25 protein-coding genes are annotated in these 22,915 nt (G+C 70.3%); 10 read left to right on the forward strand and 15 right to left on the reverse strand.

Annotated features, from left to right (window positions below):
- Positions 1-9: 9 nt before the first annotated feature.
- Positions 10-1,299 carry a glycosyltransferase gene (locus tag ACIBKY_RS49870; RefSeq protein ID WP_397108812.1) on the forward strand — a complete coding sequence of 430 codons (1,290 nt, stop codon included), beginning with the start codon at positions 10-12 and terminating at the stop codon, positions 1,297-1,299.
- Here ACIBKY_RS49870 and ACIBKY_RS49875 read toward each other — a convergent pair.
- A complete protein-coding gene (locus ACIBKY_RS49875; RefSeq protein ID WP_397108814.1) occupies positions 1,296-2,324 on the reverse strand; it encodes a methyltransferase in 1,029 nt (342 codons plus the stop codon). The genes ACIBKY_RS49870 and ACIBKY_RS49875 overlap by 4 nt on opposite strands.
- Complete coding sequence (locus ACIBKY_RS49880) at positions 2,321-2,689, reverse strand: TcmI family type II polyketide cyclase (RefSeq protein ID WP_397108816.1); 369 nt, start codon at positions 2,687-2,689, stop codon at positions 2,321-2,323. Before ACIBKY_RS49880 ends, ACIBKY_RS49875 begins: the two co-directional genes overlap by 4 nt.
- A gap of 194 nt (positions 2,690-2,883) precedes the next feature.
- Between ACIBKY_RS49880 and ACIBKY_RS49885 the strand changes: the two genes are divergently transcribed.
- Positions 2,884-4,377: a peptide MFS transporter gene (locus tag ACIBKY_RS49885; RefSeq protein ID WP_397108818.1), complete on the forward strand. Its 1,494-nt coding sequence runs from the start codon at positions 2,884-2,886 to the stop codon at positions 4,375-4,377.
- A gap of 160 nt (positions 4,378-4,537) precedes the next feature.
- Positions 4,538-5,359 carry a BTAD domain-containing putative transcriptional regulator gene (locus tag ACIBKY_RS49890; protein WP_397108820.1) on the forward strand — a complete coding sequence of 274 codons (822 nt, stop codon included), beginning with the start codon at positions 4,538-4,540 and terminating at the stop codon, positions 5,357-5,359.
- 2 nt (positions 5,360-5,361) lie between these two features.
- Here ACIBKY_RS49890 and ACIBKY_RS49895 read toward each other — a convergent pair whose 3' ends face one another.
- From ACIBKY_RS49895 to ACIBKY_RS49950, 12 genes are all read right to left on the reverse strand, one after another.
- Positions 5,362-6,717 carry an acetyl/propionyl/methylcrotonyl-CoA carboxylase subunit alpha gene (locus ACIBKY_RS49895; protein WP_397108822.1) on the reverse strand — a complete coding sequence of 452 codons (1,356 nt, stop codon included), beginning with the start codon at positions 6,715-6,717 and terminating at the stop codon, positions 5,362-5,364.
- 23 nt (positions 6,718-6,740) lie between these two features.
- Entirely contained in the window at positions 6,741-7,175 is a 435-nt protein-coding gene (gene accB / locus ACIBKY_RS49900; RefSeq protein WP_397108824.1) for an acetyl-CoA carboxylase biotin carboxyl carrier protein, read from the reverse strand.
- 14 nt (positions 7,176-7,189) lie between these two features.
- The gene (locus ACIBKY_RS49905) at positions 7,190-8,854 is read right to left on the reverse strand and encodes an acetyl-CoA carboxylase carboxyltransferase subunit alpha (RefSeq protein ID WP_397108826.1); all 1,665 of its coding nucleotides are present in this window, start codon (positions 8,852-8,854) and stop codon (positions 7,190-7,192) included.
- A gap of 132 nt (positions 8,855-8,986) precedes the next feature.
- On the reverse strand, positions 8,987-9,295 hold the full coding sequence (locus ACIBKY_RS49910; protein WP_397108828.1) for an antibiotic biosynthesis monooxygenase family protein: 309 nt from the start codon (positions 9,293-9,295) through the stop codon (positions 8,987-8,989).
- Positions 9,292-9,627 (reverse strand): antibiotic biosynthesis monooxygenase family protein, encoded by a 336-nt coding sequence (locus ACIBKY_RS49915; protein WP_397108830.1) that lies wholly within the window; start codon positions 9,625-9,627, stop codon positions 9,292-9,294. The genes ACIBKY_RS49910 and ACIBKY_RS49915 overlap by 4 nt, the downstream gene beginning before the upstream one ends.
- A 1-nt stretch (position 9,628) precedes the next feature.
- A complete protein-coding gene (locus tag ACIBKY_RS49920) occupies positions 9,629-10,366 on the reverse strand; it encodes an SDR family NAD(P)-dependent oxidoreductase (RefSeq protein WP_397108832.1) in 738 nt (245 codons plus the stop codon).
- A gap of 44 nt (positions 10,367-10,410) precedes the next feature.
- Positions 10,411-10,872 (reverse strand): anthrone oxygenase family protein, encoded by a 462-nt coding sequence (locus tag ACIBKY_RS49925; RefSeq protein WP_397108834.1) that lies wholly within the window; start codon positions 10,870-10,872, stop codon positions 10,411-10,413.
- Between the two features lie 7 nt (positions 10,873-10,879).
- The gene (locus ACIBKY_RS49930; protein WP_397108836.1) at positions 10,880-11,347 is read right to left on the reverse strand and encodes an SRPBCC family protein; all 468 of its coding nucleotides are present in this window, start codon (positions 11,345-11,347) and stop codon (positions 10,880-10,882) included.
- 2 nt (positions 11,348-11,349) lie between these two features.
- Positions 11,350-11,604 (reverse strand): acyl carrier protein, encoded by a 255-nt coding sequence (locus tag ACIBKY_RS49935; RefSeq protein WP_397108837.1) that lies wholly within the window; start codon positions 11,602-11,604, stop codon positions 11,350-11,352.
- Entirely contained in the window at positions 11,601-12,857 is a 1,257-nt protein-coding gene (locus ACIBKY_RS49940) for a ketosynthase chain-length factor (protein WP_397108839.1), read from the reverse strand. The genes ACIBKY_RS49935 and ACIBKY_RS49940 overlap by 4 nt, the downstream gene beginning before the upstream one ends.
- On the reverse strand, positions 12,854-14,125 hold the full coding sequence (locus tag ACIBKY_RS49945) for a beta-ketoacyl-[acyl-carrier-protein] synthase family protein (protein ID WP_397108841.1): 1,272 nt from the start codon (positions 14,123-14,125) through the stop codon (positions 12,854-12,856). The genes ACIBKY_RS49940 and ACIBKY_RS49945 overlap by 4 nt, the downstream gene beginning before the upstream one ends.
- Positions 14,122-14,433, reverse strand: a complete 312-nt coding sequence (locus ACIBKY_RS49950; RefSeq protein ID WP_397108843.1) for a cupin domain-containing protein — start codon at positions 14,431-14,433, stop codon at positions 14,122-14,124. Before ACIBKY_RS49950 ends, ACIBKY_RS49945 begins: the two co-directional genes overlap by 4 nt.
- A 308-nt stretch (positions 14,434-14,741) precedes the next feature.
- Between ACIBKY_RS49950 and ACIBKY_RS49955 the strand changes: the two genes are divergently transcribed.
- Genes ACIBKY_RS49955 through ACIBKY_RS49970 form a run of 4 tightly spaced genes read left to right on the forward strand, consistent with a single transcriptional unit; the run spans position 14,742 to position 18,008 of the window.
- Positions 14,742-15,197: a DUF1772 domain-containing protein gene (locus ACIBKY_RS49955; RefSeq protein WP_397108845.1), complete on the forward strand. Its 456-nt coding sequence runs from the start codon at positions 14,742-14,744 to the stop codon at positions 15,195-15,197.
- Positions 15,198-15,247: 50 nt separating this feature from the next.
- Positions 15,248-15,721 (forward strand): pyridoxamine 5'-phosphate oxidase family protein, encoded by a 474-nt coding sequence (locus ACIBKY_RS49960; RefSeq protein ID WP_397108847.1) that lies wholly within the window; start codon positions 15,248-15,250, stop codon positions 15,719-15,721.
- A gap of 30 nt (positions 15,722-15,751) precedes the next feature.
- On the forward strand, positions 15,752-16,960 hold the full coding sequence (locus tag ACIBKY_RS49965) for a cytochrome P450 (protein ID WP_397108849.1): 1,209 nt from the start codon (positions 15,752-15,754) through the stop codon (positions 16,958-16,960).
- 34 nt (positions 16,961-16,994) lie between these two features.
- A complete protein-coding gene (locus tag ACIBKY_RS49970; protein ID WP_397108851.1) occupies positions 16,995-18,008 on the forward strand; it encodes a methyltransferase in 1,014 nt (337 codons plus the stop codon).
- Positions 18,009-18,032: 24 nt separating this feature from the next.
- Here ACIBKY_RS49970 and ACIBKY_RS49975 read toward each other — a convergent pair whose 3' ends face one another.
- Positions 18,033-19,295, reverse strand: a complete 1,263-nt coding sequence (locus ACIBKY_RS49975; protein WP_397108853.1) for an FAD-dependent oxidoreductase — start codon at positions 19,293-19,295, stop codon at positions 18,033-18,035.
- A 314-nt stretch (positions 19,296-19,609) separates the two neighbouring features.
- On the opposite strand from ACIBKY_RS49975, the gene ACIBKY_RS49980 reads away from it, so the two are divergent.
- The 3 genes from ACIBKY_RS49980 (at position 19,610) to ACIBKY_RS49990 (ending at position 22,865) form a co-directional block, all read left to right on the forward strand.
- Complete coding sequence (locus ACIBKY_RS49980; protein ID WP_397108855.1) at positions 19,610-21,496, forward strand: amino acid transporter; 1,887 nt, start codon at positions 19,610-19,612, stop codon at positions 21,494-21,496.
- A gap of 92 nt (positions 21,497-21,588) precedes the next feature.
- Positions 21,589-21,933, forward strand: coding sequence for a PadR family transcriptional regulator (locus ACIBKY_RS49985; protein WP_397108857.1), 345 nt, complete (start codon positions 21,589-21,591; stop codon positions 21,931-21,933).
- On the forward strand, positions 21,930-22,865 hold the full coding sequence (locus tag ACIBKY_RS49990) for a hypothetical protein (protein ID WP_397108859.1): 936 nt from the start codon (positions 21,930-21,932) through the stop codon (positions 22,863-22,865). Before ACIBKY_RS49985 ends, ACIBKY_RS49990 begins: the two co-directional genes overlap by 4 nt.
- Positions 22,866-22,915 lie beyond the last annotated feature (50 nt).

Below are 22,915 nucleotides of genomic sequence, written 5' to 3' on the forward strand. Positions count from 1 at the left end.
GAGTGGTCCATGATCTCCGCGACGCGGGGGCGATCCCGTCCTCCGGGACGTCCGATCGGCGGAGCCGAGGGCGAGCCACGAGCGCTGAGGCTGCTCATCGGCACCGACACCTACCCGCCCGACGTGAACGGCACGGCCGGCTCCGCCTACCGGCTGGCCCACGCCCTGGCCGTCCGCGGGTATGACGTGCACATCGTGTGCCAATCGGAGGACGGGCCGCCCCGGGTGGAGAAGGTGGGCGGCGTGACGGCGCACCGGCTGTGGTCGGTACGCACGCGGGCACGACGGACGAAACGCGTCACCGTGCCACTCCTGCTCATGGGCACGCTCACGAAGTTGCTGCGGCGGATCGCTCCCGACGTGGTCCACGTGCACAGCCACTTCCTGGTCGGGCGCACGCTGATCAACGCGGCCCGCCAGTTGTGCGTGCCCGTCGTGGCCACCACCCATGTCACGCCGCCGATCCACCCGCCGCACCGCGCGCCGTCGCCGGGGTCCGTGGCGAGCAACGCGGTGGACGACCTCGTGGGGGCGCTGGCCTGGCGCGATCTCGCCCGGGTGTTCGGGCGCGCGGACCACGTCGCGGTCCCCACCCGGGGCGCCGCGGAACTGCTCGCCGACAAGGGCCTCACCCGGCCGGTCGAGGCGGTGCCGTGCGGCGTCGACCTGAGCCGGTTCCGGCCGCGCGAGGAGCCGAAGACGTGGGCGCGCGCGAAACTCGGCCTGCCCGACCGGGAGACCGCCTTGTTCGTCGGCCCGCTGGAGGCGGAGAAGCGGCTCGACGACCTGCTCCGCGCCCTCCGGTACGTGTGCCGCCAGGCGGACGCGCAGGCCGTCCTGGTGGGCGTCGGACCCGAGCGGCCGCAGCTCGCGCGGCTGGCGGACACGCTCGGCGTCGGCCGCCGCACCCACTTCCTCGGGCACGTCGCGGAGGACGACCTGCACCTCGCCTACGCCTCGGCCGACGTGTTCGCCATGCCGAACGTCTCCGGCCTCGAGAGCGTCGCCACCCTTGAGGCGATGGCCAGCGGCCTTCCAGTCGTCGCGGCCGAGGCGAACGCGCTCACGCACCTCGTCCAGCAGGGCAAGACCGGATATCTCTACCGCACCGGCGAGGTGCCGGTGTTCGCCCGCCTCCTCACGCGGGTACTGACCGACTCCGAGCTGGCGGCGACCATGGGCGGGATCGGCCGCGCCGTCGCGGTCACGCACGACCATCTGCGCTCGCTCACCAGGCTTGAGGAGATCTACACGGGCCTCACCCAGACGTACGGCCGGCGGGTCCAGCAACTGGCCTAACCGGCCGCCTTGTCCGCCACCAGAACGCGGAAGGCCAGGCCGGGTACCTCATGCCGATGGCCGTTGGTGAACCCGGCCGCGGCCAGCATCCGCGTATAGGACTGGACGGTGTGCACCTCGCCCTCGAACGTCCAGGTCAGCATCAGGATCGAGAACAGGTGCGGGGCCGGGTCCTCGGCGGGCGGCGCGTCCAGGGTGAAGCCGACCAGCACGATCTTGCCGTCGGGCTTGACCGCCGGGGCGAGCCTGCGCAGCAGTTCACCCGCGCGTTCCTCGGAGAAATGGTGCAGCACGTTCGTGACCAGGACCACGTCGTACGGCCCGCCGAGCGGCACCTCGAACATGTCGCCCGGCAGCCGGTGGACGCGGTCGCGTACCCCCATGGCCTCGGCGTGCTGCTCGGTCAGCGGGAGCACGTTGGGCCAGTCGAGCGCCCACATCCGCGCCTGGGGATTGCGCCGGGTCAGGGTCAGTCCGTACAGGCCGTGGCCGCAGGCCACGTCCAGCACGTCGAGGTTGTCCCGCCCGACCGCCCATGGCTCCAGAGCATCGGCCACGACCTGGGCGGTCGGGCGGGCCACCGCGACCGCGTAGGACGCGAAGTCCTCCCAGTACGCGTAGCCGGGCGTCTCGGCGTGGACCTCCATGACGGTTCCGCCATGGCGTACGGCCTGGTCCAGCTTCTTGAGCGCGTCCCACTCCCAGTCGCTGGCCATGACGCGGACCATGTCGCCGAAGTACGCCGGGCTCTTGCTCACCAGGAACCGCTCGGCTCCGGCGATCAGGGCGAAGCGGCCGTCGGTCTCCTCGGCCAGGCCGACGGCGGCGAGGGCGTTCAGCAGGATGCGCATGCCGCGCACGTCGCTGCCCAGGCGGCCCGCCACGGTCTCGGCGTCGGCCGGCCCGTCCTCCAGGCAGTCGAACACGCCCATCGAGACGCCCGTCCTGAGCAGGCTCGTCGTCTTGTAGGCCTGCATCATGCCGAGCAGCGACTCGCGGGTGATGGATTTCTTGCCGGCGTTCATCGTCCCTCCCTGTCGTCGACGAGGTGGACGGGAGAGCCTCCCGGCTCGGCCTCCCATCGGTAGAACTCCCTGGCCATCGCATCGCGCGGCGAGCGCCAGGTCGGCGGGTCGTACGGCTCGATGAACTCCGTGAGCCGCTCGCTCAGCCGCTGGAACTCCGGGTGCCGGCGGATCTGGCTCATCGTGTGCCGGGCGTTCTCGCGTACCTCCATGAGCTGGAAGTACAGGCCGTGGAAGGAGAAGAGGCTGCGGCTCACGGCGCCGCCGAGCCGGGGCAGCTCGGTTTGGTCTGATGCGGCGAATAACTGGGCGACCTCCGCTTCGGCGGAGGGCCGAATGCGCGCCACGACCAGGATGCGTTCCATGCGGTTTCTCCTCGGCGTTTCGCTGACGGCCCTCGGGGGGGACCGGAATCCGGATGGCGATCTGGCCGTCAGTCTGCGTCGGCGGGCTAGCACGCGGCTCGAATCCACCTCGAGGGCCGTTCCTCGACCGGCCTTCGACCTGTCCTCTAGCCGCGGCCGGGAGCATGGCGGGTGTCCGGAGGTTTGGAGGCGCCATGCACCCCCCTTCCAGCACCCCGAAGCCGCGCGAAAGGCCGCGCTGGATCGTCACGCTGTTCCTGACCGACATGTGGGAGAGGTTCAGCTTCTTCGGGATGCAGGCGATCTTGATCTTGTTTGCGGTCGCCCCCACCGGGGAGGGCGGGCTGGGGCTGCCGCACTCGACCGCGGTCGCCCTGTACGGCGCGTACGTGGGCCTGATCTTCGTGCTGTCCCTGCCCGGCGGCTGGCTCGGCGACCGGGTCCTGGGCGAGCACCGCGCGACGCTGTACGGCGGGATCGTCATCGCGCTGGGCCACTACCTGCTGATGCTGCCGACCCGGCCCACCGCCTACCTCGGGCTCGTGACGATCGCCGTGGGCACCGGGCTGCTGAAGCCGAACATGCTGGCGCTGCTGGGGCGGTTCTACGGCCCTCACGAGAGCAACCGGCGCGAGGCCGCGCTCGTCGTCTTCTACGTCGGCATCCAGATCAGCGCGCTGCTCGCGCCCCTGGTCACCGGTTTCCTGGGCGAGCGCATGGACTGGCACCTCGGTTTCGGGGCCGCCGGGCTCGGCATGACCTTCGGGGTGATCCAGTACGCCATCGGCTCGCGGGGGTTCGGCGAGATCGGCCGCGCGCCGGCACAGCGGGCGAGCCGGGCCGAGCTGCGCACCGTGGCGGTCCGGGTGGCACTGGCCGGCGGCGTCCTCGGCGTGCTGCTTTGGGTCGCCGTCCTGTCGGGCGGCTTCGCGATCACCCACGGGATCGCGCTCGTGGGGCTCGTCACCCTGGTCGCGCCGTTCGCCTACCTCGCGGTCCTGCGCCGGCGGGCGCGGCTCGGCCCGGCCGAGAACCGCCGGCTGTCGGCGTTCCGGTGGATGCTGCTCGCGGTGGCGCTCTTCTGGATGTTCGTCATCCAGGCCGGCTCGACGCTCAGCCTGTTCGCGCAGCGGCACACCGCGCGCGAGGTGAGCGGTTTCCTGATCCCGGCGAGCTGGTTCCAGGCGGCCATCCCCTTGTTCATCCTCGTGACCGCGCCCGTCGCGGCATGGTTCTGGACCCGCGGCGGCGGACGCGTCGGCGTGGTGGACAAGATCGCTTTCGGGCACGGACTGGCGGCGGCCGGCTTCACCGCGATCGGCGTGGCGGCCGTGCTCGCGGCGGGCGGGCAGGCCGTCTCGCCCGCGTGGCTGCTGTTCGTGCTGCTCACGCTGGCGATCGGAGAGGTGATCCTCGGGCCGACGGTCATGAGCGCGACCGTGGATCTGGCCCCTTCCTCGTTCGCGGGCCGTACCATGGCGCTCTACTGGATGTTCGCGGGTGTCGGTGGCGGGCTCGGCAGTCTGCTCGGCCGGGTGGTCTCCGCCGGGGATCCGCAGCCCGGGTATTTCCTCGGCCTCGCCGTACTCGCGCTCGTGACGGCCGTGGGGTTCGCCGTCGCCCGGCGGCGGCTCGCGGCCGCGATGTCGCCCTCGGACGCGGTAGCCGTGACCTCGGCGCTCTCCTGAGCGCCTGTCCCCGTTTCCGGGATCTCACGCCAGATAATGCGCGAAAGAAAGACGAAAGCGGCAGTTTACCAGCATCGACTACAAAGGGTGAAGGGACCGCACTCCCCGGTAGGCAGAACCCCGATCGTGCCGACGCCGCTACGTGAGGAAACGATGCGACATGCGCTTTCAAGTGCTCGGAACCCTGGAGGTACAGGCTGGTACACGTCGGTTGACACCGAGCGCGCCGAAGCAGCGGACCGTACTCGCACTGCTGCTGTCCTCGGCGAATGAGATCATGCCGACCGAAGCGCTGGTCCAGGAACTCTGGGAGGGGCACCCACCGGTGAGCGCGCCGACCACTCTCCAGACCTACATCTACCAACTGCGCAAACTGCTGTCGCGGGGCGACCGGGAGGCCGACGGGCCTCGGCTCGTCACCAAACACGGCGCGTACCTGCTGGCCGTCGAGGACGACATGCTGGACGCCGTCCGCTTCGAACGGCTCGTGCACGCCGCACGGCAGCACCTCAAGACGAACAAGCTCGAACCCGCGTCGGCGGCGCTGTGCCAGGCCCTCGGCCTCTGGCACGGATCGGCGCTCGCGGACGTGGTCACCGGGCCCCGGCTGGCGATCTACACGACCCGGCTGGAAGAACTGCGCGTACACGCCACCAAGCTCAAGATCGAAGCCTGGCTGCGGATGGGCCGGCACCACGAGGTGATCGCCGAGCTCAAACAGCTCACCGCGGTCCACCCGCTCGACGAGTGGTTCCACCTGCGGCTGATGGAGGCGCTCTCGCTGGCCAGCCGGCGGCATGAGGCGCTGGAGGTCTATCACCGGCTTCGCTACATCCTGCGCGAGGAACTGGGCCTTGAGCCCGGCTCGGAGATGCAGGAGCTGCAGCGGACGGTGCTGGCCACCGGCCATGTACCCGGCCACGCTCCGCTGGCCGGGCGGCACGGGCCGGCGTACCCGCGCAAGGCTGACTGCGTGCTGTGAGCTCACGACCGCGTGGTCACCATGAGGTCGGCGAGCGACGTGGTGTGCCGGGCGTCACGAAAGCGCGGATCCGCCAGCACGTCCAGCAGGAAGCCGATCGTCGTGCGGATCCCGCGCCCCGTGACCTGGAACTCGCTCAGCGCACGTGCCATCCTGGCGATCGCCTGGTCACGGTCGGGCGCCCACACGATGACCTTGGCCAGAAGGGAGTCGTACTCGGCGCCGATCGTGACGCCGTCGGCGCCGTGGGTGTCGACCCGGGTGAACGGTCCCCCGGGCGGCACGAAGTGCTCGACGACGCCCGGCGTCGGGAGGAACCCGCGCCGCGGGTCCTCGGTGTTCACCCGGCACTCGATCGCCACGCCGCGCAGCTCCACGTCCTCCTGGCGGAAAGAGAGCGGGCGGCCGGCGGCGATCAGCAGCTGCTCCCTGACGACGTCGACCCCGGTGACCATCTCGGTCACGGGGTGTTCGACCTGGACCCGGCAGTTGGCCTCGATGAAGAAGAACCCGCCCGCGTCGTCGACGAGGAATTCGAACGTCCCGGCGCTCACGTAGCCCACGCGCCGCGCCAGGGCCACGGCTGCCTCGCGGATGCGCCCGACCAGTTCGGCCGGCAACCCGGGCGCGGGGGACTCCTCGATCAGCTTCTGCCTGCGCCGCTGGACGGTGCAGTCGCGCTCGCCCAGGCTCACGAGGCCGCCGTGGAGGTCGCCCAGAACCTGGACCTCGATGTGGCGGGCGTGCTCGACGTACTTCTCGACGAAGACCCGTGCGTCGCCGAACACCGCCTGGGCGTTCGCCCTCGTCTCGGCGAACGCCCGCGGGAAGTCTCGCGGGTCGCGGACCACGGCCATGCCGCGGCCGCCGCCGCCGGCCACGGCCTTGATGATGACGGGGTATCCGATCGTGTCGGCGACCTCCTTGGCCTCCGGCCCGCTTTGGAGCGGGCGCGGGCTGCCCGGAAGGACGGGCAGACCCGCGGCGGCGGCGAGGTTGCGCGCCTGCGTCTTGTCCCCCAGGGAGGCGATCACCGACGGTGACGGGCCGATGAAGACCAGCCCCTTCGATTCGCACATCTCGGCGAAGTCGGCGTCCTCGGACAGGAAGCCGTAGCCGGGGTGGACGGCCTGCGCCCCCGTGCTCAGCGCCGCCTCCAGGATCGCGGGCGGGTAGAGGTAGCTGCGCCTCGCCGCCGCCGGGCCGATCTGCACCCGCTGGTCGGCCAGCCGCAGCGCGGGCGAGTCGCGGTCGGCCGTCGAGTGGATCATGATGACGCGGACGCCGAGCTCGCGGCAGCTCCGGGCGATGCGCAACGCTATCTCGCCCCGGTTGGCGATGAGGACCGACGAGAACATGGAGCCTCCAGGCGCGCGATCGTTCACTGTGTGGCGAGCGGGGCGACGGCGAACAGCTTCTGCCCGTACTCCACCGGCGTGCCGTCGGATACGAGGATGTCGATGAGCCGGCCGGAGGTGTCGGCTTCGATGGGGTTCATGAGCTTCATGGCCTCAAGGATTCCGATCTGCTGCCCCTTCTCGACCGTGTCGCCGATGCCGACGAACGGCGCCGCCCCGGGCTCGGGGGCCCGGTAGAAGGTGCCCACCATCGGTGCGCACACGTGGCGCAGGTCGTCGCGCTCGGCGGGGGCGTCGGGCACCGGGGCCGAGACGGCCGCCGGGACCCCGGCGGCCTCCGGCCGTTCCAGTTCGACGACCGTGTCGCCGGACCGCAGCCGCACTCTGCGCATGCCGCCGCCGACGGCGATGAGCTCGGCGGCGTGGCGGCACAGCTCGGAGATCAGCGGCCGTTCCATGGGATCCTCCGCGCTCATCGTGACCCCACGTCGAACTGGCGGAACCGCTGGCGGCGCTCCGCGATCAGCTTGCGCGGCTCATGGATGGCCAGATCCTCGAACACCTCGGACACCGCCGCCGCCAGCAGCCGCGCGGTCGTCGCCGGGTCCGAGTGGGCGCCCTCTCCCGGCTCGGGGATCACGCCGTCGACGATCCGGTGCCGCAGCAGCTCGCGGGTGTCCAGGCGGAGCGCCTCGGCGGCCAGCGGCGCGGCCGCCGGGCTCTTCCACAGGATGGACGCGCACCCCTCGGGGCTGATCACCGAGTACACGGCATTGGACAGGGCCAGGACGCGGTTGGCGACGCCGAGCGCGAGCGCCCCTCCGCTGCCGCCCTCGCCGGTGACGACGGTGACGACCGGCACGGGCAGCGTCGACATCAGGCGCAGGTTCTCGGCGATCGCCCACGCCTGGCCGTCCTCCTCCGCCTCGATTCCGGGGTACGCGCCGGGCGTGTCGACCAGTGTGAGAATCGGATATCCCAGCTTGGCGGCAAGCCGCATCAGCCGGGCCGCCTTGCGGTATCCGGCGGGCGTGGGCATGCCGAAGTTGCGCTCGACGCGCTCCCTGGTGGTGTGGCCCTTCTGGTGGCCGATGAAGACGATCGGCCTGCCGCCGAGCCGGGCGAGACCGCCGACGACCGCCGGGCAGTCACCGCTCAGCCGGTCACCGTGCAGTTCCACGAACTCCTCCAGCATGTAGCCGGCGTAGTCGAGCGTCGTGGGCCGGTCGGCGTGCCGGGCGAGCTGGACGGCCGTCCAGCCGTCCCTGACCGGCAGCCGCTCCGGCTGGAAGAAGAGCTGGGACGGCTCGGCGGCGGGCACGCACCCGGCCGGCTTCCCCAGGGAGCAGAGGCGGGCGAGCGTGGATCGCAGCGCGGCGCGGGGCCGTACGTCGTCGATGAGCCCTTTCGCCCGCAGGAACTCCGCTGTCTGGAATCCGTCGGGCAGCTCCTGGCCGATCGTCTGCTCGATCACCCGCGGGCCGGCGAACCCGATGTGGGCGCCCGGCTCGGAGAGGATGACGTCGGGAAGCGTCGCGAAGGACGCCGCCACCCCGCCATACGTCGGATCGGTGATCACCGCGATGGTCAGGATCCCGGCCTCGTCGAGCTCGGCCAGGGCCTGGCTGGTCTTGGCCATCTGCATGAGCGACAGCGCGCCCTCCTGCATACGCGCTCCGCCCGAGGCCGTCACCAGCAGGAAGGGCACCTGCTCCACCAGCGCGACCTCGGCCGCGGCGACGATGCGCGCTCCCACGCCGACGCCGAGGCTGCCGCCCATGAACCGGAAGTCCATGGCGGCGGCGACGGCGACGTGGCCCTCGATCGTGCCGCGCACGCACAGCACGGCCTCGTCCATCCCGGTCTTCGCGCGCGCCTCTCGCAGCCGGTCGGGATAGGACCGGCTGTCGACGAACCCGAGCGGATCCTCGGGAGTCGGCGGCGCGTCGATCGTCCGCACCGATCCGTCGTCGAAGAGATGCTCGATCCGCTGCCGGGCGGTGAGCCGGGTGTGCGACGCGCACCCCGGGCACACGCCGAGATCGCGGGTGAACCGCTTGCCGTACACGATCTCCCCGCACCGCGTGCAGCGGATCCATTCGGCGACTTCGACCGTGGGGGGAAAAGTGATGGTCATCGTCGCTCCTCCTTTTCCTCGCTCGACCAGCCGTCGGCGAAGTTCGTCCGCCCGATTGCCTGCAAACCGGCCCATACGTGCTGTCCCACCGCGTGCATGATCTGCCGCAGGTCCCCAGGGCCCGACCGTCCTTCAGAACTGGTCCACGACTTCATAGATCCCGTAGCCTTTGCCGCTGTCGTCGGCGCGGTATGACCGGAGTGCCGACGTCTGACCTTTGTGCCGCGAGCCCTGCTCCCAGGAGTTGAACTGCGACAGGCTCGTCCACTCGCTGAGCACGGCGAACTCGCTCGGGTCCAGCGCCGACTGGAGGAGCTGGCTGCTCAGCAGGCCCGCGGTGCCGCGCATCCCCATGCTGACCCGCCTGTAGGCGTCGATCACCGAGCTTTCGTGACCGGCGGCGGCCGAGTAGAAGACCAGGACGCGGACCGCGCCGCTCATCGGCCGGCCTCTGAGCGTTCACGGCCGAGGTCGTAAACCACGTGCAGGGTCGTCATCGTGCCGTGCGAGCGGTAGGGGTGCAGCTTCTTGCGGTGCTCGACGTGCGCGTCGCTGCGCTCGAACGCGCGGAACCTGGCCTCGTCGACCCAGTCGCTCATGATGTAGTAGACGCCCTCTTCCTCTGCGCTCTTCGACAGCCACTGGCCGACGTTGGCCGGATTGCCGCCGACCACGTCCGCGACGGAGTACCAGACCCGCTCGAAGTCCTTCTCCTTGCCCGGGATGATCTGCATCCTCAGCATCACCCGGAACACCTGCGCGTTGTCGCCCATCTCAGATCCCTCCGTCGACGTGGACGGTCTCGCCGGACATGTAGCGGGAGCGGTCGCTGGCCAGGAACAGCACGACGTCGGCGATCTCCTCCGGCTCGCCGAGCCGGCCGAGCGCGGTCATGTTGCGGTAGCGCTGCTCCTGCTCGGGGGTGAGGCCCTCCGCGGCGTGGGTGGAGATGATCCCGGGCGCGATCACGTTGATCCTTATGCCGCGCGGGCCGAGCTCCTTGCACAGCGATCTGGCCAGGCCGAGGACTCCCGCCTTCGAGGCCGTGTAGTGCGTACGCAGGGGTACGCCGACCATCGCCGCCTTGGAGCCGATCGCGACCACGGAGCCGCCCTCCGACATCAGCGGTAGCGCGCCGCGCACCACGAGGTACATGCCGGTGAGGTTGGTGTCCAGCACCCGCTGCCACTCCTCCAGCTCGAGCTGGGCGAACGGTATGTGGCTGATGGCGCCGGCGTTGTGCACGACGACGTCCAGCGTGCCGAGTCGCGTACGGCATTCGTCGATCAGCCTGACGACCTCGTCCGCCTTGCCCACGTCGGCCTGGATGACGCCGTGCTTGCCCGGTGTGACGGACAGGTCGTGCTCCAGCCGTGCCGCCGCCTCGGTGTCACCGCGGTAGCACGCGACGACGTTGCAGCCCTCCTGGGCCAGGCTGAGCACGACCGAGCGGCCGATCCCTCTCGTCCCTCCGGTGACCAGGACGTTCTTGCCCTCAAGCCGGAAGCTCATGATGGGTCTCCTCTGGGTTCGCGGTTGGTGTCGCGGGCTGCGGTTCAGAGCAGCGCGACTGCGGCGCCGGTGTTCAGCGTGAGAGCGAGTACGGCCAGCCCCGTCCGGGTCTTGTTCCACCGCGCCCACCGGCGGCGGAAGGCATCCATGTCCCAGCCGGGTGGCAGCGCGTCCGGATCCTGCGCTTTGACCCAGCGGTTCATCGGAACGTTCCGGATGAGTGAGATGGCCACCACCGAGCCGGCCGCCAGGGCGGCGGCCGCGCACAGCAGCCGCCCCGCCGAGCGCGGCTCCGCCGCCGCGACGAGCACGTCGGCGAGGAGGGTGACCACCAGGCAGGCGGGCTGGAACGGGTCGTACCGCCCGACGGCGAACGCGTGGGCCCTGACGTAGTTGCCGGCCGTGAGCGTCATGTAGAACGGGACGACCCCCAGCACGGTGGCCATCAGCACGCCCGCGGCAAGGCCATTGGCCAGCAGGGCCAGCGGCAGCGCCACCTCGGTCATGGCCGGCTCACGACTTCCCGGCCTGCTGTGCCGCCTGCTCGACCTTCTCCTTGATCAGTTTCATCTGGCCGGGCGAGCTGCCGTTGATCCGGTTGGTCATCTGCTCCAGGTTCACCGGGGAGTCCGGCTTCATGCGGAAGTCCTGGATCCACCGCATCTCCACGCCGCCGGGGACCTCCACGTACTCCCAGTGCAGGTGCATGTACTCGAACCAGCCCAGCTCGGTACGGTGCGCCTGGACCGTGCGCGTCTTGGCGTTGGCGGTCCGCTCCGACACCCACGACCAGGCGTTGCCGTCCTTGTCGGGGTGCATCGTGAGGCGGAAGCGGACCATGTCGCCCTCGCGGTGCAGGACCTCGGCCTTCGCGTACTCGCTGAACAGGTTCGGCCACGACTCGACGTCGTTGGTCATGGTCCAGACCAGCTCCATCGGCGCCGCGATCACGATCGAGTTCTCGGTGTGTCCTCCGGCCATGGCTAGTTCACCGCCGCCCGCTCGTTGACGTAGTCGAGGACCGCGCGCGGCGTCTCCAGCGTGGCCGCCACCTCGTCGGGCACGATCACGCCCCAGTCCCGCTCCAGACGGCCGGCCATTTCGAGCACGGCCAGCGAGTCGTAGGCGAGGTCCTTGAACGTGATGTCGATGATGTCGCCGTCGAGGTCGATCGACTCGTCCTCACCGGCGCTGAGCCGCATCAGGCTTCGCAGGTCGTCAAGCGTGAGTTCTTTCATCGGTCTCCTCCTGTCGCGGTGCCGGCGTCGGCGCTGCTGGGTGCGCGCAGCACGAGCGCGGCGTTGAACCCGCCATAGCCGCGGGCGATGATCAGTGCGGAGCGCACTCGGCAGGGGCGGGGCTCGTCCCTGACCAGGTCGATCTCGTAGTCGGGGACGAGCTTGGACACGCCGACCGTCGGCGGCAGCACCGAGTCGCGCATGGCCAGCAGCGCGGTGGCCACGTCCAGGGACGGCCCGCCCGCGTACAGCCGGCCGGTCATGGTCTTGGGCGCCGTCACCGGCACCCCGTAGGCACCGAAGACGGCCGCGATCACCTCGGCCTCCGCCCGGTCGAGCTCCGGAGTGCCGGCGGCGTCCGCGAAGACCACGTCGACGTCCCCCGGTGCCAGACCCGCCTCGGCGAGTGCCAGCTCGATGGCCCGGCGCAGCCCTGGCGGGCGTCCGGTGCCCGGGGCCGGATCGAACGTGGCGGCGTGACCGGCGATCACACCGTAGACCTTCTCCGCCCCGCGCGACCGGGCGCTCGCGGCGTCCTCGACGATGAGGATGGCTCCGCCCTCGCCGGCCACGTAGCCGTTGGCGCCGGTGTCGAAGGGCCGGTAGGCGAGCGCGGGATCGCCCTGGGTGCTCATCAGGCCGTTGGCGATCTGGCAGGTCAGGCCGTACGGGCTGAACGGGGCCTCGGTGCCGCCGCTCACGACCAGGCGGGCGCCGTCCTGCAGCACCCGCCGGGCCTGCGCGAGCGACTCCAGGGCGCCGGCCTGCTCGGCGACGACGACCCCGCACGGGCCGCGCATGCCGTGCCGGATCGAGATCTGGCCGGTGGTCGCCGCGTAGAACCAGGCGATCGACTGGTAGGCGCCCACGTGCCTCGGGCCTTTGCTCCACAGTTCCTGGATCTCGCGCTGGCCGAACTCCACCCCGCCCGCCGAACTCGCCGTGACCACGCCCATCTCGTACTCGGGCAGGGCCGACGGGTCCACGCCCGCGTCGGCGAGCGCCATGTCGGTGGCCACCAGCGCCATGTGGGTCCAGTGGTCGGTCTGCGGGATCAACCGGCCGGGCACGTTACCGGTCGCGACGAAGTTCCTCGTCTCCCCGGCCACGCGCACCGGGTAGGAACCGCCCTCGAATCTCCTGATCGTGTCGATCGCCCTCGTCCCGCTCAGGGTGGCGGACCAGTGCGCCTCCGCGCCGAGACCGGTGGGGGCGACGACACCGATCCCAGTGATCACGGGGGCGGTCGTCATGCGACCTCCCGTCCGGGTGCGGTGAGCACCATCGCCGTCTGGAAGCCGCCGAAGCCGCTGCCGACGCTGAGGACCACGTCGACGGGCCGCTCGCGCGCCACGTGGGGCACGTAGTCGAGGTCGCACTCCGGGTCCGGCGTCTCGAGGTTGGCCGTCGGCGGCACCGTGCCGTGCTCGATCGCCAGCGCGCTGGCGGCCACCTCAATCGCCCCGATCGCGCCGAGCGAGTGCCCGACCATCGACTTGATCGAGCTGACCGGGGTCCGGTAGGCGTGCTCGCCCAGGCTTCGCTTGAACGCGGCCGTCTCGTGCCGGTCGTTCTGCTTGGTGCCGGAGCCGTGGGCGTTGATGTAGCCGACGGCGTCCGGGTTCAGCCTGGCCTGGCCGAGTGCGACCCGGATGGCCTCCGCCATCTCCCGGCCGTCCGGCTTCAACCCGGTCATGTGGTACGCGTTGCCGCGCGTGGCGTACCCGGCGACCTCGCAGTAGACATGAGCCTCCCGGCGCCGGGCGCGCTCCAGGTCCTCCAGCACGAACACGGCCGCTCCCTCGCCCAGCACGAAGCCGTTGCGCTCGCGGTCGAACGGGCGGGAGGCGTGGGCCGGGTCGTCGTTCCTGGGCGAGGTCGCCTTGATCGCGTCGAAGCAGGCCACGGTGATGGGCGAGATCGGGGCGTCGGTCGCGCCGGCCAGCACGACGTCCGCCGAGCCCTCCGCGATCAGCCGCGCCCCGTACCCGACGGCGTCGAGTCCCGAGGTGCAGCCGGTCGAGATGAGCGTGACCTGGCCCTCCGCGCCGCATGCCCACGCGACCTCGGCGGCCAGCGAACTCGGCACCAGGTGCCCGTACAGGTGCGGGACGCCGTAGGAGGAGTCGACGAGCCAGCCGCGGCCGGAGTCGCTGACGACCACGTACTCCTCTTCGAGGCTCATGGTGCACCCGACCGCGCTGCCCAGGGTCACGCCGGTGCGTGTCGGCTCCAGGTCGGTGGGGTCGAGGCCGCTGTCTGCGAGCGCCTCCCGGGTGGAGACGACCGCGAACTGCGCGGCGCGGTCCATGCGGCGGATCTCGCGCGCGCTGAGCCCCTCCGCGGCCGGGTCGAAGTCGCATTCGGCCGCGATGCGCGACCGGAACGCCCCGGCGTCGAACAACGAGATGGTCCGCGTCGCGGTACGCCCGGCCGTCAGCAGTTCCCAGAACGCCTTGCGGCCCGTGCCGCCAGGAGCCACGACACCGATGCCGGTGAGGGCCACCCGCCTGCGGTTCATGTCTTCTCCCCCACGTGGAGCGAGGGCTCGGCGGGGTTGGGCAGCGGCTCGGTGTCGACGTGGCCGAGGTCCGGCCGCGGCGCGAGCGGGCCGAGGTGGAACACGACCATGGCCTGCGCGTCGCCGGTGTTCTCGACCCGGTGCCGGACGTCGATGGGAATGTGGAGCGCCTCGCCGGGACTGAGCCGGACCGGCGTTCCGTCCACCACGATGGTCAGCTCGCCCCGGACGAGGCAAAGGAACTCCTCCGAGTAGGGGTGGTAATGCTCGGACACGAACTCCCCCGGTTCCAGCGTGAGCATTCCCATGAATCCGGACGTCGCGCCCACTGTCGCAGGGCCGAGCAGAACACGAATATCACCACCACGCCGGCGATTGGGCGTGATCTCGCTGGCCCTGATCTTTGATGCCCGGGTAATCGTCACGTCGAAGCCTCCCATTCAGGCGGACGACTCTGCTGTAGGCAGCATGGCGGCGCCGGCTAGAGGAATACTCGAAGCGTGCTCAAGCCCTCCGCAAATGACGCTCGGCGCTATTTCCCCACCGATATTCGAGTCCGCCTCAAGGTGCCGGCCGGATACTTCGGGTGGCGACAGAGGGAGGAGCGACATACGTGATGGCCCACATTCTCACCGCCGCCGTGCTGGTCACCAGCGGGCTCGCCGCCGGCGTGCTGTTCGCCCACGCCGTCGGCGTGTGGCCGGCCCTGCAGGCGATGACACCGGAGCGCTACGTCGCCGCCCACAAGTTGCTGGGCCGCGCCTACGACCCCATGATGCCGATCATCGTCGGCACGTCGACGATCCTTGACGTCAGCCTGGCCTTTATCACCGAGAACAGCCTGACCCAGAATCTGTTCATCGCCTCTGCCGTATGCCTGGTCGGCGTCGGCGCGGTTTCGCAGACCAGGAACGTGCCGATCAACCGGCGGGTGAAATCACTCGACCCCCAGGCCATTCCGGCGGACTGGAAAGACCCGAGAAGCGCCTGGGGAAAATGGAACATGGTCCGGACGACATTCGCCGTACTCGCCCTCGTGGGAAATTCAGCGGCGGCCGTGTCCGCGTTCTGAAACAGGGCTCAGCTCGTTTCTGAAACCAGATCTCAGCCGAGAGGATTCACATGTCCGCGACCGGCAGCGTGCGGGGCTTCGGCCTCGCCCCGCCCCGCGACCTCGCCCAGCGCAAGGCCGACGTGCTCGGCAAACTCGAAACAGAGAGGTACGCCTGGCTGGCGACCGGCGGCGAGTCCGGCGCCCACCTCGTCCCGCTCGGGTGCGTGTGGGACGGCGCCCGCCTGGTGATGGCCACGCGCGCACAGCACGTGACCGTGCGCAACCTGCGCCGGCGCGCCGAATGCCGCGTCGCGCTCGGCGATCCCGCCGACGTCGTCCTCATCGACGGCACCGTGGAGATCATCGCGCATCGTGACCTTCCTCCCGACGCCCCGGGCGTGCTCGCGGACCTCCCGGTGAACCCGACCCGGGTTCCGGGCTGCGTCTACCTCTTCCTCACGCCCCAGCGCGTCCTCGCCTGGCGGCACCGCGGCGAGATCCCCGGCCGCACCGTGATGACCCGTGGCCACTGGGTCGTCTGACCCGCTCGCGACGACCTCGGAGGAGCGCAAATGCCTGAGGTGACGGTGCCGATCGGCGGCATCCCTCATTCGGCCCTGACCGACCCCTATCCCTTCTATGAACTGTTGCGCGCGCAGGGGCGGGTACACCACCTGGACACCCCCATCGGACTGAAGGCGTGGTTCGTCCCGCACTACGAGGACGCCCGCCCGTTGCTCAGCGATCCCCGCTTCAGCAAGGCCGCGCACCACTCCGACGTGGTCATGGAGGACGGGCGGAAGGCCGAGAGCTCGTTCGCCGACAACATGGTCAGCACCGACCCTCCCGAGCACACCCGGCTGCGCAAGCTGGTGCAGAAGGCGTTCACCCGCCGCCGGATCGAGCTCCTGCGCCCCCAGGTGGAGCGGTTCACCGACGAACTGCTCGACAAGATGGAGAAGGCGGGCGAGGTGGAGCTCATGGAGGACTTCTCCTTCCCGTTGCCCATGATGGTCATCGGGGAGCTCCTGGGACTGCCCCCGGAGGACCTCGCCGACCTGCGCGAGAAGAGCATCTTCTGGTTCATGGAGGAGGAGTTCACCGGCAGCCCTGTCGACGTGTTCCGGGCTCGGCAGGCCAGCATAGGGGCGTACGTGCGCGATCTTATCGAGCATCGGAGGGGTACCCCCGGCGACGACCTCATCCAGGGGCTGATCGAGGCCCGCGACGGCGAGAATCAGCTGTCCGAGCGGGAACTCGTCGCGACGGTGATGCTGCTCATCTTCGCCGGCTTCCTGACCACCGTGAACCTGATCACCAACGGCATGCACGCTCTGGTGCGCAACCCCGGCCAGCAGGCCTTGCTCGCCGCGCGCCCCGACCTCATCGGCTCCGCCGTGGAGGAGTTCCTCCGCTACGACAGCTCGCTGGCCCTGATCGAAGGGCACGCCAAGGAGGACATCGAGATCGCCGGAACCGTGATCCCGGCCGACGCCCTGATCATCGTCCCCGTGCACTCGGTCAACCGCGACCCGGAGGCGTTCCCCGACCCGCACCGGCTGGACATCACCCGCAATCCCAACCCGCACCTGGCCTTCAGCCACGGTGTGCACCACTGCCTGGGCGCGCCGCTGGCGAGGCTCGAAGCGCAGGTGGCCATCACCGCGCTGCTGCGCCGGTTCCCGAACATGACGCTCGCCTGCGACCCCGCTGAGGTGCGCTGGCACCGCGACTTCTTCCAGCGTTCCCTGCACGCGCTCCCTCTGCGGCTCACCCCCTGACCGCTTCCTCTGGATCATTGAGAAAGGACGCCGGATGTCCGCAACACCCCTTGTCAGGACAGCGACGGGATTCTTCCAGGCGCAGGCCCTGTTCGCCGGGATCGAGCTGGGACTGTTCGCCCGCATCTGCGCCGCGCCCGCCACCGCGGAGGAGATCCAGCGTGAGTTCGGCCTGCATCCCAAGCTGACGAGCGACTATCTGGACTCGCTGGTCGCGATGGAACTGCTCGCGCGGAACGGCTCCGCCTACACGGCGGCCCCCCTGACCGCGACCTACCTCGACCCGCGCCGGCCCGAGTACATCGGCGGCTTCCTCGCCCACAACCAGCGCCGGCTCTACCCGGCGTGGGGCAAGCTGCCCGGCTTCCTGCGCTCAGGCGAGAGCCTGGTGCGGCAGTTGTCGGAGGCCGACTTCACCGAGGGCCTGTACGCCGACCCCACGCGCACCCGCCACTTCGCCGACGCGATGGACGGGTACGCGGTGCTGCTCGGCCGCCCGCTGGCGGAGAGGTACGCGTGGGACACGGTCAAGTCCTTCACCGACCTCGGCGGCTGCCGCGGACTGCTCACCATGCGGCTGGCCGCCGCCCACCCGCACCTGCGCGGGGTGACCTTCGACCTGCCCCCGCTGGAACCACTCTTCGACGAACTCATCGAGAAGGAGAGCGGTGCGAGCGACCTGCGGGACCGGGTCAGCTACCGGGCGGGCAGCTTCTTCACCGACGACCTGCCCGACACCCAGGTGTACATCTTCGGACACGTGCTGCACGACTGGGCGGACGAGCGGCGCAGGGCGCTGGTGAACCGGGCGTTCGAGCAGCTGCCCCCGGGGGGCACGCTGCTGATCTACGACAGCATGATCGACGACGAGCGGCGCGAGGCGGCCTTCGGACTTCTGATGAGCCTCAACATGGCGATGATCAGTGGATCCTCGGAGTACACGGCCGCCGAGGGCCTCGGATGGCTGAAGGAAGCGGGCTTCGCGGTCCGGCCGCCGGTCGCGCTGAACGAGCTCAGCACCCTGCTCATCGGCGACAAGCCGCTCTGACTGCGTCTTCGGTCGGTCAGGAGTTCAGGCGCCCCCGGCCGTGAAGGCGCGTTCCTTCAGCTTCGGGATCCGCTGGGCGGTGCGCAGGAAGGTGCGGAAGCCCAGGCGGGCCAGCGGGCTCCTGGTGACGAACCGTCTGGCCGTCTTCAGGGAGTCGCGCACGGCGGCGAAGCCGTACTCGGTCATCTGTCTCTCGTAGGCGGCGATCGCGGCGACGACGTCGTTGCCCCGGGCGGCGGTCAGTTCGCGGCAGAGGAGCCGGGCGTCGCGCAGCGCGGTGTTGGCCCCGAGGCCCAGGTGCGGGGCCATGGTGTGGATGGCGTCACCGAGCAGCGTGATGTTCGTGGCGGCCCATGGCCCCGTCGGTACGGCGCTGCGGATCGGCAGCAGCGACACCGTCTCCGGAGGGGTCATGCCGATCATCCGGAGCAGGTCCGGGTGCCAGTCGCCGATCATGCCGGTGACGAGGTCGCGGATCTCGGCGCCCGGCAGCTCGGCGGCGTCCGCCGGGAACCGCCGGGTTTCGGCGCCGAAGGCCCACAGGATGTAGCTGCTGGTGTTGTCGTGCATCGCGCCCTCGCGCTCGCTGGCTCCGATGCCGCCGGGCAGCACGACCGGATTGCCGCCGAAGTCGTGGGGCGCGCAGAACATCGAGTAGCCCCTGGCCGGGACGATGTTGGTCAGGCCCTCGTACAGGTGGGCCGGGATGAGCCGCTTCGTCTCCTCGGTGAGCGGGAACTTGCCGGCGACGCGGGTGATGCCGGTGTCGATCCGCTCGGCCTGCGGAAGGTACTGCTGCCGCACCCGCGAGCCGCTGCCGTCGGCGGCCACCAGGACGTCGGTGGCCGCTGTGGAGCCGTCCGCGAAGTGCAGCGTGATCCGGCCGTCGGCCCGGCGCTCGTACCGCTCGAACGTCCGGCCGAAGCGCACCACCTCGTCCAGGCCCGTGAGGAGGATCTGGCGCAGGGTGATCCGGCTGACCGAGTGGTGGTCGCGCCAGTTGGCGTCCCGCTCGCCGGCCTCCAGCTTGATCAACGGCCGCAGCCGCTCCGTCATGAACACGAAGTCGAGCCCGCCCCTGCCGGTGGTGGCCAGGAACGCCTGCCACAGCTCAGGGGACATGCACTCGCGCAGCGCCTGGGCACCGAGGGGGTTGATGTGCAGACGGTAGCCCTGGAGGCGGTTGGCCGGTGTGCGGTCCCGCTCGTACACGGTGATGTCGACGCCCGCCTTGTGCAGGCCCTGAGCCAGGCAGAGTCCGCCCACCCCGGCTCCGACGATTGCCACGTGGAAAGTCATGCTTCCCCGTCCCCGACGATCATCCATTCGGATGACTGTCTCAACCAAATGTATGGATACTTAGAAGGTAGCCCGGATCCGCGTACGCGGCAATCGACGACGGCCATCTTCGTGTCGTTGACGGCGCCGGCGCCCGCCCGTCGCCTTGACCAGCCACCACCCACGACGCGCCGCGGCAATATTTACGTTTTCTTGACGCCATGATCACGCGGGTTCGACCTTCGGGCTCAGTAGCGTGCACTCGTCTGACATGCCGCAAAAGTGGAGGTGGCCCGGTGGCCGGCGCTGTCCGGGAGCGAACGATGCGGCAATGGCTGCTGAAGGGTCTCAAACGTCCCGAGGGGCTGAGCAGCGCGCCCCACGAAGAGGAAACGCCGGAACATCAGCATTCCTGGTGGCAGGTGATGTGCCTGACCGGCGTGGACTACTTCTCCACGCTGGGCTACCAGCCCGGCATCGCCGCCCTGGCCGCCGGCGCGCTGAGTCCCATCGCGACGCTCGTCCTGGTGGCGCTGACGCTCTTCGGCGCATTGCCGACCTATCGGGCCGTGGCCGAGCAGAGCCCGAACGGGCTCGGGTCACTGTCGATGCTGGAGCGGCTGCTGCCCGGCTGGCGCGGCAAGCTGCTGGTGCTGTTCCTGCTCGGGTTCGTGGCCACCGCCTTCATCGTCACCATCACCCTGTCGGCGGCCGACGCCACCGCGCACATCCTGCACAATCCGTTCGTGCCGGAGTTCCTGGCGGGCTGGCAGGTTCCCGTCACGCTGATGCTGATCGCGGCGCTCGGCGGGGTGTTCCTGGCGGGTTTCAGTGAGGCGATCTCCATCGCCGTCGTGCTGGTGGCCGTCTACCTGCTGCTCAACGTGGTCGTGGTGGGCTCGGCCGTACAACATGTGCTCACGGCGCCGGAGAAGGTGACCGGCTGGCAGAACGCGCTGAGCACCGACTACGCCAGCCCCCTCGCCATGGTCGCGGTGGCGCTGTACGTGATGCCGAAGCTCGCCCTCGGCCTGTCCGGTTTCGAGACCGGTGTGGCCGTCATGCCGCTGGTCAAGGGCGACCTCGCCGAGCGGGTCACAGGCGCGCGCAAGCTGCTGACCACGGCCGCGCTCATCATGAGCGTCTTCCTGATCACCTCCAGCTTCGCCACCACCGTGCTCATCCCGCCCGCGGAGTTCGCCGAGGGCGGCGCGGCCAACGGCCGGGCCCTGGCCTACCTCGCCCACGAGTACCTGGGCGACTGGTTCGGCACCGCCTACGACCTGTCCACGATCGCCATCCTGTGGTTCGCCGGAGCCTCCGCGCTGGCGGGCCTGCTCAACATCGTGCCGCGTTATCTCCCCCGGTACGGCATGGCCCCCGACTGGACCCGAGCCTCACGCCCGATGGTCCTGGTCTTCACCGCCATAGCGTTCGTCATCACCATGGTCTTCGGCGCCGAAGTCGAAACCCAGGGCGGCGCCTACGCCACCGGCGTCCTGGCCCTCATCCTGTCCGCGGCCGTCGCCGTCACCCTCTCGGCCTGGACCGCGGGCCGTACCCGGCCCGCCCTGTTCTTCGGCTTCGTCACCCTGGTCTTCGCCTACGCCACCGTCGCCAACATCATCGAACGCCCCGACGGGCTCGTCATCGCCCTGCTGTTCGTGCTGGCCATCGTGGTCGTCTCCCTCATCTCGCGCGCCACCCGCTCCACCGAACTGCGCGTCACCCGCATCTCCCTGGACGACCGGGCCCGCCGCTTCATCAACGAGGCGGCGGAGCTCTACCTCATCGCCAACGAACCCCACGGCAGGGACGCCAAGGAGTACGTCGACAAGGCCCGCGAAGCATGGGAACTGCACCGCCTGCGCACCAGCGAAGGACTCCTCTTCCTGGAGGTCACCGTCCCTGACGCCTCCGAGTTCGCCGGGGAGCTCCGCGTCACCGGCGAGGAACGCCACGGCTTCCGCATCCTGCGCATGCACAGCACCACCATCGCCAACTCCATCGCCGCCCTCCTGCTGCACCTGCGCGACCAGACCGGAAAGACCCCGCACGTCTACTTCCACTGGGCCGCGGAAGGCAACCCCATCGGCGCCCTGCTGCGCTATCTCGTCTTCGGCGGCGGCGACATCCCGCCCCTGACCCGTGAAGTCCTCCGCCAAGCCGAACCCGACCCCGACCGCCGGCCCGTCGTCCACGTCGGCTGACCTCGCCCTCCGGCCATGGGCGGCCGCGTGGCGCCGGCTCGGCGGACCATCGACCCTGGACTAGCTGTGCGGCACATAGTACTGTGTGCCGCATGGTGACAGCAGGCGCGTACGACAAGCTCGAACTGGAGCTGCGGCGTGGCGTCGTCGTCCTCGCCGCGCTGTCGCAGCTGCGCACCGCGCGCTACGGCTACGAGCTGCGCCAGTCGCTGGCGGAAAGCGGCATGCCGATCGAGGAGGGCACGCTCTATCCGCTCCTCAGGCGGCTGGAATCCCAAGGCGTGCTGACCAGTGAATGGCGCACCGACGGCGGCCCGCCACGCCGCTACTACGTGCTCAGCGCCGATGGCCTGGAGCTGTGTCAACGGCTCACGGCCTCGTGGCGCGGACTCAACGACACCATGGATCTTCTCCTGAAAGGCGGAGAGCGCCCATGACCCCCGACGACCTGATCCAGAATTATGTGGACGACGTGGCCAGGCTGCTGCCGCGGGCGCAGCGGCGCGACGTCGGCTACGAGCTGCGCAGCCTGCTGACCGAACAGCTCGCCGCCGAAGCCGGGCAGGCGGGCCGCCCCGCCGACGAGGCGATGGCCACCGCCCTGGTGCTCGGCTACGGCCGCCCCGCCGAGACCGCCGCGCGATACCGTCAGCCGCTGATCCTCATCGATCCCGCCGACTCGCACCGGTTCGTCAGGCTCGCCGTCATCGGCGTGGCCGTCATCTGGGTACTCGGCCTGCTCGACACATTCATGCGGCATCCGATCGCGTCGGCGGGCGACCTGCTCACCGCGCTCGGTCAGTGGTGGACCGGCATCGGCGTGGGCGCGCTGTGGTGGCCTGGCGTGCTTGTGGCCGGCTTCGCCACCGCCGCGTGGCGGCGCCGTGCCCGGCCCGGCGCCGTCGCGTGGCGGCCTCGCCGCTTCGGGCGCGATCAGGTCAGCCGCCTCGGCTATCTGGCCGCCGTCGTCGCCGGAGGAGCGGGGTTGTTCCTGCTGTTCAACGGGCAGGTGCTGCTCGGGAGCCAGGCGGCACCCGAAGCGTACCGGGCACTGGCGATGGACGAGGGGTTCCTGCGTGAGCGCGCGCCCTGGCTGGTGGTGGTGCTGGCCGGGCACTTCGTGCTGTACGCGGTGCTGATCGTCCGTGGAAGGTGGCAGCCGTTGACCAGGCGCATCGAGATCGCACTGACGCTCGCCGCGTGCGCGGTCTTCGGCTGGGTCATCTCGGCGGGTGCGATGTTCGCCACCGGGCCCGCCGACCAGATCGTGAAGGTCGTGCTGGTCGCCTCCATCGTCGTGGGCCTGCTCGACGCGGCACGCAAGCTCTACCGTGAACTGCGCACCGCGCCCTACCTGCCGACCACCTGACCTCCTCCACCGTGGAGCAGGTGCGGGCCACGTCCGGCGCCGGCGCGATG

Origin of the sequence: Nonomuraea sp. NPDC050394 (assembly GCF_044459065.1) — a bacterium.
Classification (GTDB): domain Bacteria; phylum Actinomycetota; class Actinomycetes; order Streptosporangiales; family Streptosporangiaceae; genus Nonomuraea.

Excerpts from the sequence above, each read along its gene's own strand:
- ACIBKY_RS49950 (WP_397108843.1), bottom strand. The coding sequence starts at position 14,433 with ATGGGAATGCTCACGCTGGAACCGGGGGAGTTCGTGTCCGAGCATTAC.
- ACIBKY_RS49885 (WP_397108818.1), top strand. The coding sequence starts at position 2,884 with ATGCACCCCCCTTCCAGCACCCCGAAGCCGCGCGAAAGGCCGCGCTGG.
- ACIBKY_RS49990 (WP_397108859.1), top strand. The coding sequence starts at position 21,930 with ATGACCCCCGACGACCTGATCCAGAATTATGTGGACGACGTGGCCAGG.
- ACIBKY_RS49970 (WP_397108851.1), top strand. The coding sequence starts at position 16,995 with ATGTCCGCAACACCCCTTGTCAGGACAGCGACGGGATTCTTCCAGGCG.
- ACIBKY_RS49880 (WP_397108816.1), bottom strand. The coding sequence starts at position 2,689 with ATGGAACGCATCCTGGTCGTGGCGCGCATTCGGCCCTCCGCCGAAGCG.
- ACIBKY_RS49905 (WP_397108826.1), bottom strand. The coding sequence starts at position 8,854 with ATGACCATCACTTTTCCCCCCACGGTCGAAGTCGCCGAATGGATCCGC.
- ACIBKY_RS49965 (WP_397108849.1), top strand. The coding sequence starts at position 15,752 with ATGCCTGAGGTGACGGTGCCGATCGGCGGCATCCCTCATTCGGCCCTG.
- ACIBKY_RS49930 (WP_397108836.1), bottom strand. The coding sequence starts at position 11,347 with ATGGCCGGAGGACACACCGAGAACTCGATCGTGATCGCGGCGCCGATG.
- ACIBKY_RS49875 (WP_397108814.1), bottom strand. The coding sequence starts at position 2,324 with ATGAACGCCGGCAAGAAATCCATCACCCGCGAGTCGCTGCTCGGCATG.
- ACIBKY_RS49940 (WP_397108839.1), bottom strand. The coding sequence starts at position 12,857 with ATGACGACCGCCCCCGTGATCACTGGGATCGGTGTCGTCGCCCCCACC.
- ACIBKY_RS49920 (WP_397108832.1), bottom strand. The coding sequence starts at position 10,366 with ATGAGCTTCCGGCTTGAGGGCAAGAACGTCCTGGTCACCGGAGGGACG.
- ACIBKY_RS49870 (WP_397108812.1), top strand. The coding sequence starts at position 10 with ATGATCTCCGCGACGCGGGGGCGATCCCGTCCTCCGGGACGTCCGATC.
- ACIBKY_RS49895 (WP_397108822.1), bottom strand. The coding sequence starts at position 6,717 with ATGTTCTCGTCGGTCCTCATCGCCAACCGGGGCGAGATAGCGTTGCGC.
- ACIBKY_RS49955 (WP_397108845.1), top strand. The coding sequence starts at position 14,742 with ATGGCCCACATTCTCACCGCCGCCGTGCTGGTCACCAGCGGGCTCGCC.
- accB (WP_397108824.1), bottom strand. The coding sequence starts at position 7,175 with ATGGAACGGCCGCTGATCTCCGAGCTGTGCCGCCACGCCGCCGAGCTC.
- ACIBKY_RS49935 (WP_397108837.1), bottom strand. The coding sequence starts at position 11,604 with ATGAAAGAACTCACGCTTGACGACCTGCGAAGCCTGATGCGGCTCAGC.
- ACIBKY_RS49890 (WP_397108820.1), top strand. The coding sequence starts at position 4,538 with ATGCGCTTTCAAGTGCTCGGAACCCTGGAGGTACAGGCTGGTACACGT.
- ACIBKY_RS49915 (WP_397108830.1), bottom strand. The coding sequence starts at position 9,627 with ATGGGCGACAACGCGCAGGTGTTCCGGGTGATGCTGAGGATGCAGATC.
- ACIBKY_RS49925 (WP_397108834.1), bottom strand. The coding sequence starts at position 10,872 with ATGACCGAGGTGGCGCTGCCGCTGGCCCTGCTGGCCAATGGCCTTGCC.
- ACIBKY_RS49985 (WP_397108857.1), top strand. The coding sequence starts at position 21,589 with ATGGTGACAGCAGGCGCGTACGACAAGCTCGAACTGGAGCTGCGGCGT.
- ACIBKY_RS49910 (WP_397108828.1), bottom strand. The coding sequence starts at position 9,295 with ATGAGCGGCGCGGTCCGCGTCCTGGTCTTCTACTCGGCCGCCGCCGGT.
- ACIBKY_RS49960 (WP_397108847.1), top strand. The coding sequence starts at position 15,248 with ATGTCCGCGACCGGCAGCGTGCGGGGCTTCGGCCTCGCCCCGCCCCGC.
- ACIBKY_RS49945 (WP_397108841.1), bottom strand. The coding sequence starts at position 14,125 with ATGAACCGCAGGCGGGTGGCCCTCACCGGCATCGGTGTCGTGGCTCCT.
- ACIBKY_RS49980 (WP_397108855.1), top strand. The coding sequence starts at position 19,610 with ATGCGGCAATGGCTGCTGAAGGGTCTCAAACGTCCCGAGGGGCTGAGC.